Consider the following 13324-nt stretch of genomic DNA (forward strand, 5'->3'; position numbering starts at 1 on the left):
GACGTCTCCACCGATTGAGGAGAATCACCGTGACAACGGCTGTAACCATTCCCAGGCACGGGGGCACTGGAGGGCGTACGGCCGTCGCTGCGCGGGCGCGGCAGGTCGTCAAGGCGTACGGCGCCGGGGAGACCAGGGTCCTCGCACTCGACCATGTCGATGTGGACATCGCCCGCGGGCAGTTCACCGCGATCATGGGCCCGTCCGGTTCCGGTAAGTCCACGCTGATGCACTGCCTGGCCGGACTGGACACCGTGAGCTCGGGCGAGATCTACCTCGACGAAACCGAGATCACCCAGCTCAAGGACAAGAAGCTCACTCAGCTCCGCCGGGACCGGATCGGCTTCATCTTCCAGGCGTTCAACCTGCTCCCGACGCTCAACGCGCTGGAGAACATCACGCTGCCGATGGACATCGCGGGCCGCAAGCCCGACGCCGGCTGGCTGCGCCAGGTCGTGGAGACGGTCGGTCTCGCCGAGCGGCTGAAGCACCGGCCCACCGAGCTCTCCGGCGGCCAGCAGCAGCGTGTCGCGGTGGCCAGGGCGCTCGCCGCCCGGCCGGAGATCATTTTCGGTGACGAGCCCACCGGGAACCTGGACTCGCGGGCCGGCGCCGAGGTGCTGAGCTTCCTGCGCAGGTCCGTCGACGAGCTGGGACAGACCATCGTCATGGTCACCCACGACCCGGTCGCCGCCTCCTACGCGGACCGGGTGCTGTATCTCGCGGACGGACGCATCGTCGACGAGATGCACAACCCGACGGCCGACCAGGTCCTCGACCGCATGAAGGACTTCGACGCGCGCGGGCGGACGTCATGACCGTGTGGAAGACATCGAGGCGCAACTTCTTCGCGCACAAGGGACGCATGGCGCTCTCCGCCGTCGCGGTCCTGCTGTCGGTGGCGTTCGTGTGCGGCACGCTCGTCTTCACCGACACCATGAACACCACGTTCGACAAGCTCTTTGCCGCCACCTCCGCCGACGTCACCGTCAGCCCCAAGGCTGCCGGAGAGGTCGACGAACTGCCGTTGAACGGCAAGCCCGTCACGCTCTCCGCCGCCGCCGTCGAGCAGGCCGGGAAGGCGGACGGGGTGAAGACCGCCGAGGGCACGGTCTCCAGCATGTCCGTCACCGTCGTCGACAGCCACAACAAGAACATGGGCTCCTCGACCGGCGCCCCGACGATCGCGGGCAACTGGACGCAGAAAGAACTGCGTTCCATGGAGATCACCTCCGGCCACGCACCGCGCGGTCCGACCGAGGTCATGGTCGACGCCGACACCGCGGACAAGCACCACCTGAGGATCGGTGACGAACTGCGTACCATCGCCGTCACCGGCGACATCAGGGCGAGGATCAGCGGTATCGCCTCCTTCAAGGTCACCAACCCGGGCGCGGCCGTCGTCTACCTCGACACCGCCACCGCGCAGGTCAAGCTCCTCGGCAAGCCCGATGTCTTCACCCAGATCTCCGTCACCGCCAAGCCCGGTGTCAGTGATACGCAGTTGAAGAAGAACGTCGCCACCGCCCTCGGTGACAGCGCCGCGTACAAGCTCCAGACCCAGCAGGAGGCCACGGACGCCAACAAGGACTCCATGGGTTCAACCCTGGACGTGATGAAGTACGCGATGCTCGGCTTCGCCGGGATCGCCTTCCTCGTCGGCATCTTCCTCATCGTCAACACCTTCTCGATGCTGGTGGCCCAGCGCACCCGCGAGATCGGTCTGATGCGGGCCATCGGCTCCAGCCGTAAGCAGGTCAACCGGTCGGTCCTGATCGAGGCGCTGTTCCTCGGCTTCGTCGGTTCCGTCCTCGGTGTCGGCGCCGGAATCGGTGTCGCGGTCGGACTGATGAAGCTCATGAACTCCATGGGCATGAACCTGTCCACCGAGGACCTCACGATCGCCTGGACGACTCCGGTGCTCGGGCTGGTGCTCGGCGTCATCGTCACCGTCGTCGCCGCGTACGTCCCGGCCCGCCGGGCCGGGAAGATCTCCCCGATGGCCGCCCTGCGCGACGCCGGAACACCGGCGGACGGCCGCGCGGGCCGGGTCCGGGCCGCGATCGGCCTGGTCCTCACCCTTGCCGGTGGCGCCGCGCTTCTCGCTGCGACGCGGGCCGACAAGTCGGGCGAAGGCTCGCTCTTCCTCGGCCTGGGCGTGGTCTCCACCCTGATCGGCTTCATCGTGATCGGCCCGCTGCTGGCCGGCTTCGTGGTCCGGGTGCTCAGCACCGTGGTGCTGCGGATGTTCGGCCCGGTCGGACGGATGGCCGAGCGCAACGCGCTGCGCAACCCGCGGCGTACCGGAGCGACCGGGGCGGCCCTGATGATCGGCCTCGCGCTGGTCGCCTGCCTCGCGGTCGTCGGTTCGTCGATGGTCGCCTCGGCGACCGCGGAGCTCGACAAGTCCGTCGGCGCGGACTTCATCGTCCAGCCGAGCGGCAGCCGGCAGCCGATCGTGCCGCAGGCCGCGAAGGCCCTGGAGGCCGTCCCGGGCATCGAGCACATCACCGACTACAAGGCCGTCAGCGCCAAGCTCACCGCACCCGACGGCGCGGTCGAGGACGAAGGCGTCGTCGCCGCTGACCCGACGTACAGGGACGACCTGCACCGCGAGACGGTCTCCGGCAACCTGGCCGACGCCTACGGCAAGGACGCCATGTCGGTCGGCGACGGGTACGCCACCAAGCACAAGATCAAGATCGGTGACCGGATCACCGTCGCGTTCAAGGACGGCGAGACGGCGAAGCTGAAGGTCGCCGCGATCACCTCGGACGACACGAACGTCGACAAGGGCGCGATGTACACCAACATCACGACCGCGGAGGCGTACGTCCCCGCCGACAAGATGCCGAAGAACATGATCATGTTCGCCAAGGCGCAGGACGGCAAGGAGAAGGAGGCGTACGCCGCCCTCAAGGACGCCCTCGCCCCGTACCCGCAGTACACCGTGCAGAACCAGGCCGACTTCAAGCAGGACCTGAAGGACCAGATCGGCCAGATGCTGAACATCGTCTACGGCCTGCTGGCGCTCGCGATCATCGTCGCGGTGCTCGGTGTGGTGAACACTCTGGCCCTGTCGGTGGTCGAGCGGACCCGTGAGATCGGCCTGATGCGAGCCATCGGCCTCTCCCGCCGCCAGCTGCGCCGCATGATCCGCCTGGAGTCGGTGGTCATCGCCCTCTTCGGCGCCCTGCTCGGCCTCGGCCTGGGCATGGGCTGGGGCACGGCGGCCCAGAAGCTGCTGGCCCTGGAGGGCCTCGGCGTTCTGGAGATCCCGTGGCCGACGATCCTCGTGGTCTTCGTCGGCTCGGCCTTCGTCGGCCTGTTCGCCGCCCTGGTCCCGGCGTTCCGGGCGGGCCGGATGAACGTGCTGAACGCGATCGCGACGGATTAGGGCGTGTTTCGAAAGTGGCGTCGTCCGCCCGCAGGACGGCGGCGGAGGCCGACGTAGGATGACTGATCCGGCCCCGGGGTGTTCCTCCAAACACCCCGGGGCCGGACGCGTACCCGCTCTCGCCCGGGGAACGCATGTCCGCCTTCGTCGGGTGCGGCGTGCCGCGGCCACCGGCCGGATCCGGCCCGCTGAGCCGGATTGCGGGCGCGGCTGTCGGAGGGGAGTCGTACGCTGGAACCCCCGGCCCGTGATACGTGTCGGGCCCTTCGCGTTGCCCCCTGGCAGCAGCCGGCTGCCGGAATCTCCCTCGTTACCCGGACGGAAGCCCTTCATGAGCCTGCACGGTCTGCTGGATGTCGTCGTACGTGACCCGGCGCTCGCCGAAGCGGCGAAGGCCGCCACCGATGGTCACCGGATGCATGTGGACCTCGTCGGCCCGGCGGCCGCCCGCCCCTTCGCCGTGGCCGCACTGGCCCGCGAGGCCGGGCGGACCGTGCTCGCCGTGACCGCGACCGGACGGGAGGCCGAGGACCTGGCCGCCGCCCTGCGGACGCTGCTGCCCCCGGACACCATCGCCGAGTTCCCGTCCTGGGAGACCCTGCCGCACGAGCGGCTCTCGCCGCGTTCGGACACGGTCGGCCGCCGCCTCGCCGTGCTGCGCCGCCTCGCGCACCCGAGGGCCGACGACCCGGAGACCGGGCCGGTCAGTGTGATCGTCGCGCCGGTGCGTTCCGTGTTGCAGCCGCAGGTCAAGGGGCTCGGGGACCTGGAGCCCGTGGCGCTGCGCATCGGTCAGAGCGCCGATCTCGGCCAGACCGTGGAGGCGCTCGCGGCTGCCGCCTACTCCCGGGTCGAACTGGTCGAGAAGCGCGGCGAGTTCGCCGTCCGCGGTGGCATTCTGGACGTCTTTCCGCCGACCGAGGAGCATCCCCTCCGGGTGGAGTTCTGGGGCGACGACGTCGAGGAGATCCGGTACTTCAAGATCGCCGACCAGCGGTCGCTGGAGATCGCCGAGCACGGCCTCTGGGCGCCGCCCTGCCGCGAGCTCCTGCTCACCGACCAGGTGCGCGAACGGGCCGCCGCCCTCGCCGAACAGCACCCGGAGCTGGGCGAACTGCTCGGCAAGATCGCCGAGGGGATCGCGGTGGAGGGCATGGAGTCCCTTGCCCCGGTCCTCGTCGACGACATGGAGCTGCTGCTCGACGTGCTGCCGAAGGGCTCGATGGCACTGGTCTGCGACCCGGAGCGGGTCCGCACCAGGGCGGCGGACCTGGTCGCCACCAGCCAGGAGTTCCTCCAGGCGTCGTGGGCGGCGACCGCGATGTCCAGCGCGGACGAAGTCCGCCCCGGCAAGGGCGGTGGTGGGCGACGGGTGGGAGGCGAGGCGCCGATCGATGTCGGCGCCGCCTCCTTGTGGGGCATCGCGGACGTCCGCGACCGGGCCCGTGAGCTGGACATGATGTGGTGGTCGGTCTCCCCGTTCGCCGCCGACGCCGAGCTCGACGAAGACACCCTGAATCTCACGATGCACGCCCCGGAGTCCTACCGCGGTGACACCGCCCGTGCGCTCGCCGACACCAAGGGCTGGCTCGCCGACGGCTGGCGCACGGTGTACGTCACCGAGGGGCAGGGTCTCGCCTCCCGTACGGTCGAGGTGCTCGCCGGCGAAGGCATCCCGGCCCGCCTCGACCCGGACCTGGCGGAGATCTCGCCGTCCGTCGTCCATGTGTCGTGCGGCGCGATCGACTACGGCTTCGTCGACCCGGCGCTGAAACTCGCCGTACTCACCGAGACGGACCTGACCGGTCAGCGCACCGCGACCAAGGACCTGGGCCGGATGCCGGCCCGCCGCCGCAAGACCATCGACCCGCTGACGCTGGAGACGGGCGACTACATCGTCCATGAGCAGCACGGCGTCGGCCGATACATCGAGATGGTGCAGCGCACGGTGCAGGGCGCCACCCGCGAGTACCTCCTCGTCGAGTACGCCCCCGCCAAGCGCGGCCAGCCCGGCGACCGCCTCTACATCCCGACCGACCAGCTGGAGCAGGTCACCAAGTACGTCGGCGGCGAGGCGCCCACCCTGCACCGGCTCGGCGGCGCCGACTGGACGAAGACCAAGGCGCGCGCCAAGAAGGCCGTCAAGGAGATCGCCGCCGACCTGATCAAGCTGTACTCCGCGCGGATGGCGGCGCCCGGCCATGTCTTCGGCCCCGACACCCCGTGGCAGCGCGAGCTGGAGGATGCCTTCCCGTACGCGGAGACGCCGGACCAGCTCACCACGATCGCCGAGGTCAAGGAGGACATGGAGAAGTCCGTCCCGATGGACCGGCTGATCTGCGGCGACGTCGGCTACGGCAAGACGGAGATCGCGGTGCGCGCCGCGTTCAAGGCGGTCCAGGACGGCAAGCAGGTCGCCGTCCTCGTCCCCACCACGCTCCTCGTCCAGCAGCACTACGGCACGTTCACCGAGCGCTACTCCCAATTCCCGGTCAACGTGAGGGCACTGAGCCGCTTTCAGTCCGACACCGAGTCGAAGTCGACCCTGGAGGGGCTGCGCGAGGGCTCCGTCGACCTGGTCATCGGCACCCACCGCCTGTTCTCGTCCGAGACGAAGTTCAAGGACCTGGGCCTGGTCATCGTCGACGAGGAGCAGCGCTTCGGCGTCGAGCACAAGGAGCAGCTGAAGAAGCTCCGGGCCAACGTCGACGTCCTCACCATGTCCGCGACGCCGATCCCCCGTACGCTCGAGATGGCCGTCACCGGCATCCGTGAGATGTCGACGATCACCACACCCCCCGAGGAGCGCCACCCGGTCCTGACCTTCGTCGGCCCGTACGAGGAGAAGCAGATCGGCGCGGCCATCCGGCGTGAACTGCTCCGTGAGGGGCAGGCGTTCTACATCCACAACCGTGTCGAGTCCATCGACCGGGCGGCCGCGCGCCTGCGCGAGATCGTCCCCGAGGCGCGGATCGCGACCGCCCACGGCCAGATGTCGGAACAGGCGCTGGAGCAGGTGGTCGTGGACTTCTGGGAGAAGAAGTTCGACGTCCTGGTCTCCACGACGATCGTCGAGTCCGGCATCGACATCTCCAACGCCAACACGCTGATCGTGGAGCGCGGCGACAACTTCGGCCTCTCCCAGCTCCACCAGCTGCGCGGCCGCGTCGGCCGTGGCCGCGAGCGCGGCTACGCGTACTTCCTGTACCCGCCGGAGAAGCCCCTCACCGAGACGGCGCACGAGCGCCTGGCCACGATCGCCCAGCACACCGAGATGGGCGCGGGCATGTACGTGGCGATGAAGGACCTCGAGATCCGCGGCGCCGGAAACCTTCTGGGCGGCGAACAGTCCGGCCATATCGCGGGCGTCGGCTTCGACCTGTACGTACGCATGGTCGGCGAGGCCGTCGCCGACTACCGGGCCTCGCTCGAAGGCGGCGTCGAGGAGGAGCCGCCGCTGGAGGTCAAGATCGAGCTCCCGGTCGACGCACACGTTCCGCACGACTACGCCCCCGGCGAGCGGCTGCGCCTCCAGGCGTACCGCGCGATCGCGTCCGCCACCACGGAGGACGACATCAAGGCGGTCCGCGAGGAACTCACCGACCGCTACGGCAAGCTCCCGGAGCCGGTCGAGAACCTCCTCCTGGTCGCGGGCCTGCGCATGCTGGCCCGCGCCTGCGGCGTCGGCGACATCGTGCTCCAGGGGCCGAACATCCGGTTCGCCCCGGTGGAGCTGCGCGAGTCGCAGGAGCTGCGCCTGAAGCGCCTCTACCCGAAGACGGTGATCAAGCCGGCTCTCCATCAGATCCTGGTCCCGCGCCCGACCACGGGCCGGATCGGCGGCAAGCCGGTCGTCGGCCGGGAACTCCTCGCCTGGACCGGGGAGTTCCTCACGACGATTCTGGGCTCCTGAACAACGGCCCGCTGGGCGACCGGAACACCTTCTCGGGGTTCCGGTCGCCCACCGGGCCGTTCGGACACACCCCGGCGGGTGCTCGGCGCGGCGCGGTGTGATTCGGGCCGCATCCGGCTCCTGCGGCGGCCTTGAACACCCGTCAGCGGGAAGACGTCCGTAGGATCACCGGGTTCGGCTTTCTCCCCGTCAGGACGGCTTCGAGTGATATCTTCCCGCGCGTACCGAGTGATGCTGCCCGCCCTGAGCGCGGCGACCGTGCTGTCCCTGGCGGGCTGCGACCCCGAGGGTGTGACCGCCGAGGGCAGCGGGAGCGGGGGGCAGGGCGGCGGTTCCGCGGGCGGCTTCGGCGCCAGCCCGCTGAACAACCCCGACGGCACGAAGCCGGGCCTCGCACCCCTCACCACCGAGGCGGACCGGGCCGCCGCCCGGAAGGTCATCGACAAGGTGAGCACCAAGGGGCGCGGACCGAAGACCGGTTATGCGCGAGACGAGTTCGGTTACGCCTGGAAGGACTCGGTCGACGGGATACCGCTCGCGAGGAACGGCTGCGACACCCGTAACGACCTTCTCGCCAGAGACGGCAAGGACGTGAAGTTCCGGTCCGGTTCGGACTGTGTGGTCGTCTCGATGACCCTCAAGGATCCCTACACCGGCTCGACCATCGACTGGCGCAAGCAGCAGGCGACCAAGGTTCAGATCGACCATGTCATGCCGCTGTCGTACGACTGGCAGATGGGCGCCTCCCGCTGGCCCGAGGCCAAGCGGCAGCAGATAGCCAATGACCCCCTCAATCTCATCCCGGTCGACGGCCCGGCCAACAACGCCAAGCGGGACTCGGGCCCGGCGTCCTGGCTGCCGCCGTACAAGCCGGTCCGCTGCTCGTACGCGGTGCGGTTCGCGCAGGTATCGCTGAAGTACGCGCTGCCGGTGACCACCGCCGACAAGAGGGCGATGCTGGCGCAGTGCGGCGGCTGACGGGACCGGGCGACTGAGAAGCCGTCGCGGACGAGGCCCCCGGGCGGACGCTCTGCCGGGAGGACAGGGCGCCGGGTGCAGGTCGGTCGCTCAGCCGCCCCATGCCGCACTGCAGAATTCGTTGGCCGAAAGGATTACCGGCACCTAGCGTCGGGTGCATGGAGCTGACCATCACCACGCTTGCCGCGCGCCCCGAGCTTGCCGGGCCCATGGACGAGATGCCTGAAACCTGGCCGGAGTTCGTCCTGGAGGACCTCGTCGGGTGGGCGAACTACCCGAGGCTCGCCGTCGAGTTCCCGGAGTTCGCGCTCGTCGCGACGGACCAGGACGGCACGGTCGTCGCACGGGCCTACAGCGTGCCGTTCGCGCTGAATGCCCCCGGCCGAGGAGAGCTGCCCGAGGGCGGCTGGGACCAGGTGCTGCTGTGGGCGTTCTCCGACCTGCGGCGCGGGTCCACGCCGGACACGGTCAGCGCGATCGAGATCTCTGTCGCCAAGGGGTGGCAGGGGAAGGGCATTTCGGGGCGAATGGTCGCCGCGATGCGGGAGAACGCCCGGAGGCTCGGGTTCCGGGAGCTCGTCGCTCCGGTGCGGCCGAGTGCCAAGCACCTGGACCCCTCGGTTCCGGTGGAGGAGTACGCCCGCCGGACCCGGGCGGAGGACGGGCTGCCGTACGACCCGTGGCTGCGCGTCCATGTGCGGGCGGGCGGCGTGATCGAGGCGGTGGCGCCGGTGTCGATGGCGGTGTCCGGATCCCTCGCGCGGTGGCGGTCCTGGACCGGGCTGCCGTTCGACGAGGACGGCCCGGTGGAGGTACCGGGGGCGCTGGTGCCGGTGCACGTTTCGGTGGCGCACGGATACGCGGTGTACGTGGAGCCCAATGTGTGGGTGCGGCACGGCGTGTGAACGCAACAGGAACCCGCCCGGGCGGGCGGGTTCCTCAGGTGTCAGACAGCCGGTCTCTGCACCGTGAACGGTTTGTCGAACTCGGAGAACTCGACGGTGACCGGGGTTTCGGCGCCGAAGCCCAGCTTCAGGATGTGGGGCCGGCCCTCCGTGGCGACCGCCGCCGTCCATGTCCCCCGGCCCGCCGTGCCGGTGAGGGACAGCGCGGGCGTGGAGCCCACCGTGGTCGCCCGGCCCTTGCGGGCGGTGGCGCTGTTCCCCGCCAGACGGTCGAGGAACACCTTCCGGTCGCAGTAGCTCAGCACCTCCGTCGTGTACCGGTCGAAGGGGCGTGCCGTCACCCAGCGGCCCGTCAGTTTCTTGACCTCGGTGTCCACGGTGGTGCGGGGTCGGCCCGCGTCCGCCGCCCTCAGCATCGCCTCGTCGGACCGGATGTAGACGGTGCCGCCGGTTCTGACCAGCTCCATCGTGCCCGCCGCGCCTATGGACAGGGTCACCGTGCACTCCCCCCTGATGTCGGTGGCGACGTACGCCTGGACCGGGGCGCCGTCCGGCGACTTCGTCCCGACGGTGATGCGTACCGCCTTGGCCGCCCGGGTCGCCGCGAGGGCCTTGTTGACGACCTCGGGGCCGCTGAGCCGGGCGAACGGCGCGGGGTCCCGCTGCTGGGCGAACACCGTGTCGCAGGCCGTGAGTCCCAGGGCGGTGACCGCGCAGAGGGACGCCGTCGCGGTACGGAGAGCGGTTGCGGCGATGCCGGCCGGGGGGTGCATGGGCGGACTCCGTCCTGGGGGGAAGGGAGGGGGAGGGGAGGGGCGGGATCAGAGCGTGAGGTCCCACTGGGTGGCGTCGTACGTGAAGCCGGGGTTGACCTCGACCGTCAGGTTCTTCGCGTCCGCCGGGGCGTCGAAAGCGAACTGGACGGTGGCCTTCTTGCCGGGCAGGACCGTGCCGCTGAAGCCCTCGCCGACCTTGCCGTCGAAGATCTGCTCGGCGTTTACACCGTCCTTGCCGGCCCGCACCTCGACGTTCACGAGCGCCGCGTCGAACTTCTCCTTGCCCGCGTTCTCGATGACGACCGCGATCCGGTAAGCCTTGTTGCCCTTCGTGTGACCGGCGGCGTATGCGTCGGGGGTGTACGAGGTCGCGTCGCCGACCGTGACCGTCACGTCGTCGTCGTACACAGCCGAGTCACCGGCCTCCAGCGCCTTCCCGGCGCCCTTGCCCTTCTCCTTGCCCTCGGCGGAGTCCGAGCCGCCCGCCTTCGGCCGGGCGGAGGCCGTGGTGTCCGACACCGCCTTGCCGAGGTCGTTCACCGCAGCGTCCACCGCCTTGAAGGTGATCACCGCGCCGACCACCGAGAGGATCAGCGCGATCAGGCCGAGGGCGGCACCGAACGTGGCCATGCCCTTGTTGGTGGCCTCGCCGCGCTTGGCGCGACCCCGGCCGACCAGGCCGAGGATCAGGGCGATGAGGCCGAGGATGCCCGCCAGCCAGAAGAGGAACGGGATCAGCCCCGCGACGGCTCCGATGATGCCGAGGATCAGCGCGGAGACGCCGAGCCCGTTGCGAGCCGGGCGCAGGCCCGGCGTCTGGGCTGGGGCGTACGGCTGCTGGGGCTGCGGGGACTGCGTGAACTGGGACATGGCTGTGCCCTCCGGCAAGTGCAGGGATGAGTGGTGAGCGGTCGTTGTGCCACCTGATGTAGCGACAGGTCAATAACAGCAGAGCGTGTGAACCGAGTCAACACGGTTCACGGAAAATGGCTTCGTGCACAGTGTGAATCGATGGCGGCCGAATGGATCGGTATGCTCGCGGACACAGCAGGCAGCGCGGATCCGTATGGACGCACAGGACCAGGGAGACAGCCAGTGCCGGAGAACTCGACAGAGGTGACCGCGGCCGGAATCGCCCGGCTCGCCGGGGTGGGGCGCGCCGCCGTCAGCAACTGGCGCCGCCGCCACGCAGACTTCCCCAAGCCGGTCGGCGGCACCGAGACCAGCCCGTCCTTCGCTCTCTCCGAAGTCGAACAGTGGCTCCGCGACCAGGGAAAACTGGCTGAAGTCCCGCTCCGCGAACGGGTCTGGCAACAGCTGGCCGGACACCCTGCCGGTGCCGTCCCCGCCCTTGTGCACACGGGCTGCACCCTGCTTCTCGTCCGGGACAGGCCCGCCGCCTGGCGGGAGATCACCGCCGTGTCGGACGCGCGGATGGCCAAGGCGCTCCACCTCGCCCTGAACAGCCTGCTCACCGCGCGCTTCGGACCTGCCACCGGCGGCGCGGAAGGAAGCGGCGGTGGCGGAGCCGGATACGAGCGGGCTGTTCACACTCCCACCGCCGACGAACTGCTCCCGTCTGTCCCCCTGCTGCGGGCGGCCGCCGAACTCGCCGCCGGGGCAGGGGCCCGCCAGGCCTTCGAATTCCTCCTTGGTCGTCAACTAGCCGCCAATCCACGCCAGTTCACCCTCACCCCGCCCGGCCTCGCCGAACTGATGGCCGCGCTTGTGCGGACCGGCGACCGGCCCGTCCGCACGGTCCTCGATCCGGCCACCGGCACCGGCGCCCTGCTGTGCGCGGTCAGCGGTCCGGCCGCCCTGTACGCCCAGGACGCCGACCCGGATCTCGCCGCGCTCAGCTCCCTCCGTCTCGCCCTGCACTCCGACATCGACGGCCGCAACCCCACCGCGCTCGCCGTGCGGGCCGGCGACACGCTGCGCACCGACGCGTTCCCGCAGCTCACCGTCGACGCCGTGCTCTGCCACCCGCCGTTCAACGAACGCAACTGGGGACACGACGAGCTCGCCTACGACCCGCGCTGGGAGTACGGCCTCCCCGCACGCACGGAGTCCGAACTCGCCTGGGTCCAGCACGCCCTGGCCCATCTGCGCGAGGGCGGCACCGCCGTCCTGCTGATGCCGCCGGCCGCGGCGTCCCGCCGCTCCGGCCGGCGGATCCGCTCCGATCTGCTGCGCCGCGGCGCGCTGCGTGCCGTCGTCGCTCTCCCGGCCGGCGCGGCTCCCCCGTACGGCATCCCGCTCCACCTCTGGGTGCTCCGCAAGCCCGGCGCCGGTGTCCGCCCCTCGCCCGAACTGCTGCTCGTGGACACATCCGAGCCCGCCGAACCGACCACGGCGCCCGTATCCGCCCCCGCGTCCGGTGGGCGCGACCGGCTCGACTGGCAGGCGGTGCGCAGTGCCGTGCTGGATGCCTGGGAGCCGTTCGAGGGGCGGACCCGTTCCGAGCCGGACGTTCCCGCCGAAGCGGCCGGGCAGAACCGGCCGGGCGTCAGCCGGGCCGTCCCCGTCATCGAACTCCTCGACGACGACGTGGACCTGGCCCCCGCCCGCCATCTGCCGTCCCCGGCGGCCGGTGGCGGACCGGGCGAACTCACCCGCGTACGGGACCGGCTCACCGAGACGCTGCGACTGACTGAGACCCTCACCCCGCCGCCCGCGGACGTCTCAGGACCGGCGCACTGGCCGCTCACCACCGTCGGCGAACTCGCCCGCGCGGGTGCCCTTCACCTCCGTACCGGAGGTTCCGGCACCGGCACCGGGGCCGCCCCCGTTCCCGTGCTCACGGAGCACGACGTCCTCGGTTCCACCGCCCCCTCAGGGACGCTCCCCACCGCCCCCGCCGTCCCCGAGGGACCGCCCGAGGAACCGGTCCTGGTCGAGCCGGGCGATGTCGTCGTCCCCGTACTCGGCGGCGGCTCCGTCGCCCGCGTGATCGACGAGGCGACCGCGGGCGCCGCGCTCGGCCGCAACCTTCAGCTGCTGCGCCCCGATCCGGCCGCCCTAGACCCGTGGTTCCTCGCCGGTTTCTTGCGCGGCACCGCCAACAACCGTCAGGCCAGCAGCTTTGCGTCCACCGCCACCCGGCTCGACGCCCGCCGTCTCCAACTGCCGCGGCTGCCACTGGCGGAGCAGCAGCGGTACGGGGAACGGTTCCGCGCCCTGGCCGCGTTCGAGGACGCGCTCCGGCTGACCGGCAGGCTCGGCGGACAGCTCGTCCAGGGGATGTACGACGGTCTGACGGACGGTACGGTCACGCCGGAGTGAGCTGAACCACAACGGTTCCGTACAACCCGGGGGCCGTCGTCGGTGTCGCCCTTTACGCTCAGATCTGCCA

At 70.5% G+C, this 13324-nt stretch carries 8 protein-coding genes; 6 read left to right on the top strand and 2 right to left on the bottom strand.

Annotated elements, in window-relative coordinates:
• The first annotated feature begins 29 nt into the window (after positions 1–29).
• The 5 genes from ACNPQM_RS03225 (at position 30) to ACNPQM_RS03245 (ending at position 9193) form a co-directional block, all read left to right on the top strand.
• The gene (locus ACNPQM_RS03225) at positions 30–818 is read left to right on the top strand and encodes an ABC transporter ATP-binding protein (protein WP_358857541.1); all 789 of its coding nucleotides are present in this window, start codon (positions 30–32) and stop codon (positions 816–818) included.
• Positions 815–3397: an ABC transporter permease gene (locus tag ACNPQM_RS03230; protein ID WP_418082774.1), complete on the top strand. Its 2583-nt coding sequence runs from the start codon at positions 815–817 to the stop codon at positions 3395–3397. The genes ACNPQM_RS03225 and ACNPQM_RS03230 overlap by 4 nt, the downstream gene beginning before the upstream one ends.
• A gap of 331 nt (positions 3398–3728) precedes the next feature.
• Positions 3729–7310, top strand: a complete 3582-nt coding sequence (gene mfd, locus ACNPQM_RS03235; protein WP_418082775.1) for a transcription-repair coupling factor — start codon at positions 3729–3731, stop codon at positions 7308–7310.
• A gap of 231 nt (positions 7311–7541) precedes the next feature.
• Entirely contained in the window at positions 7542–8288 is a 747-nt protein-coding gene (locus tag ACNPQM_RS03240) for an HNH endonuclease family protein (RefSeq protein WP_358857652.1), read from the top strand.
• Between the two features lie 158 nt (positions 8289–8446).
• Complete coding sequence (locus tag ACNPQM_RS03245; protein WP_418082776.1) at positions 8447–9193, top strand: N-acetyltransferase; 747 nt, start codon at positions 8447–8449, stop codon at positions 9191–9193.
• A gap of 41 nt (positions 9194–9234) precedes the next feature.
• Here ACNPQM_RS03245 and ACNPQM_RS03250 read toward each other — a convergent pair whose 3' ends face one another.
• Complete coding sequence (locus ACNPQM_RS03250; RefSeq protein WP_418082777.1) at positions 9235–9966, bottom strand: hypothetical protein; 732 nt, start codon at positions 9964–9966, stop codon at positions 9235–9237.
• A 48-nt stretch (positions 9967–10014) separates the two neighbouring features.
• Complete coding sequence (locus ACNPQM_RS03255) at positions 10015–10839, bottom strand: DUF4190 domain-containing protein (protein ID WP_418082778.1); 825 nt, start codon at positions 10837–10839, stop codon at positions 10015–10017.
• Between the two features lie 225 nt (positions 10840–11064).
• On the opposite strand from ACNPQM_RS03255, the gene ACNPQM_RS03260 reads away from it, so the two are divergent.
• Positions 11065–13254, top strand: coding sequence for an N-6 DNA methylase (locus ACNPQM_RS03260; RefSeq protein WP_418082779.1), 2190 nt, complete (start codon positions 11065–11067; stop codon positions 13252–13254).
• The last annotated feature ends 70 nt before the right edge of the window (positions 13255–13324 follow it).

This window comes from Streptomyces sp. NPDC056231, from assembly GCF_048270745.1.
Classification (GTDB): Bacteria; Actinomycetota; Actinomycetes; order Streptomycetales; family Streptomycetaceae; genus Streptomyces.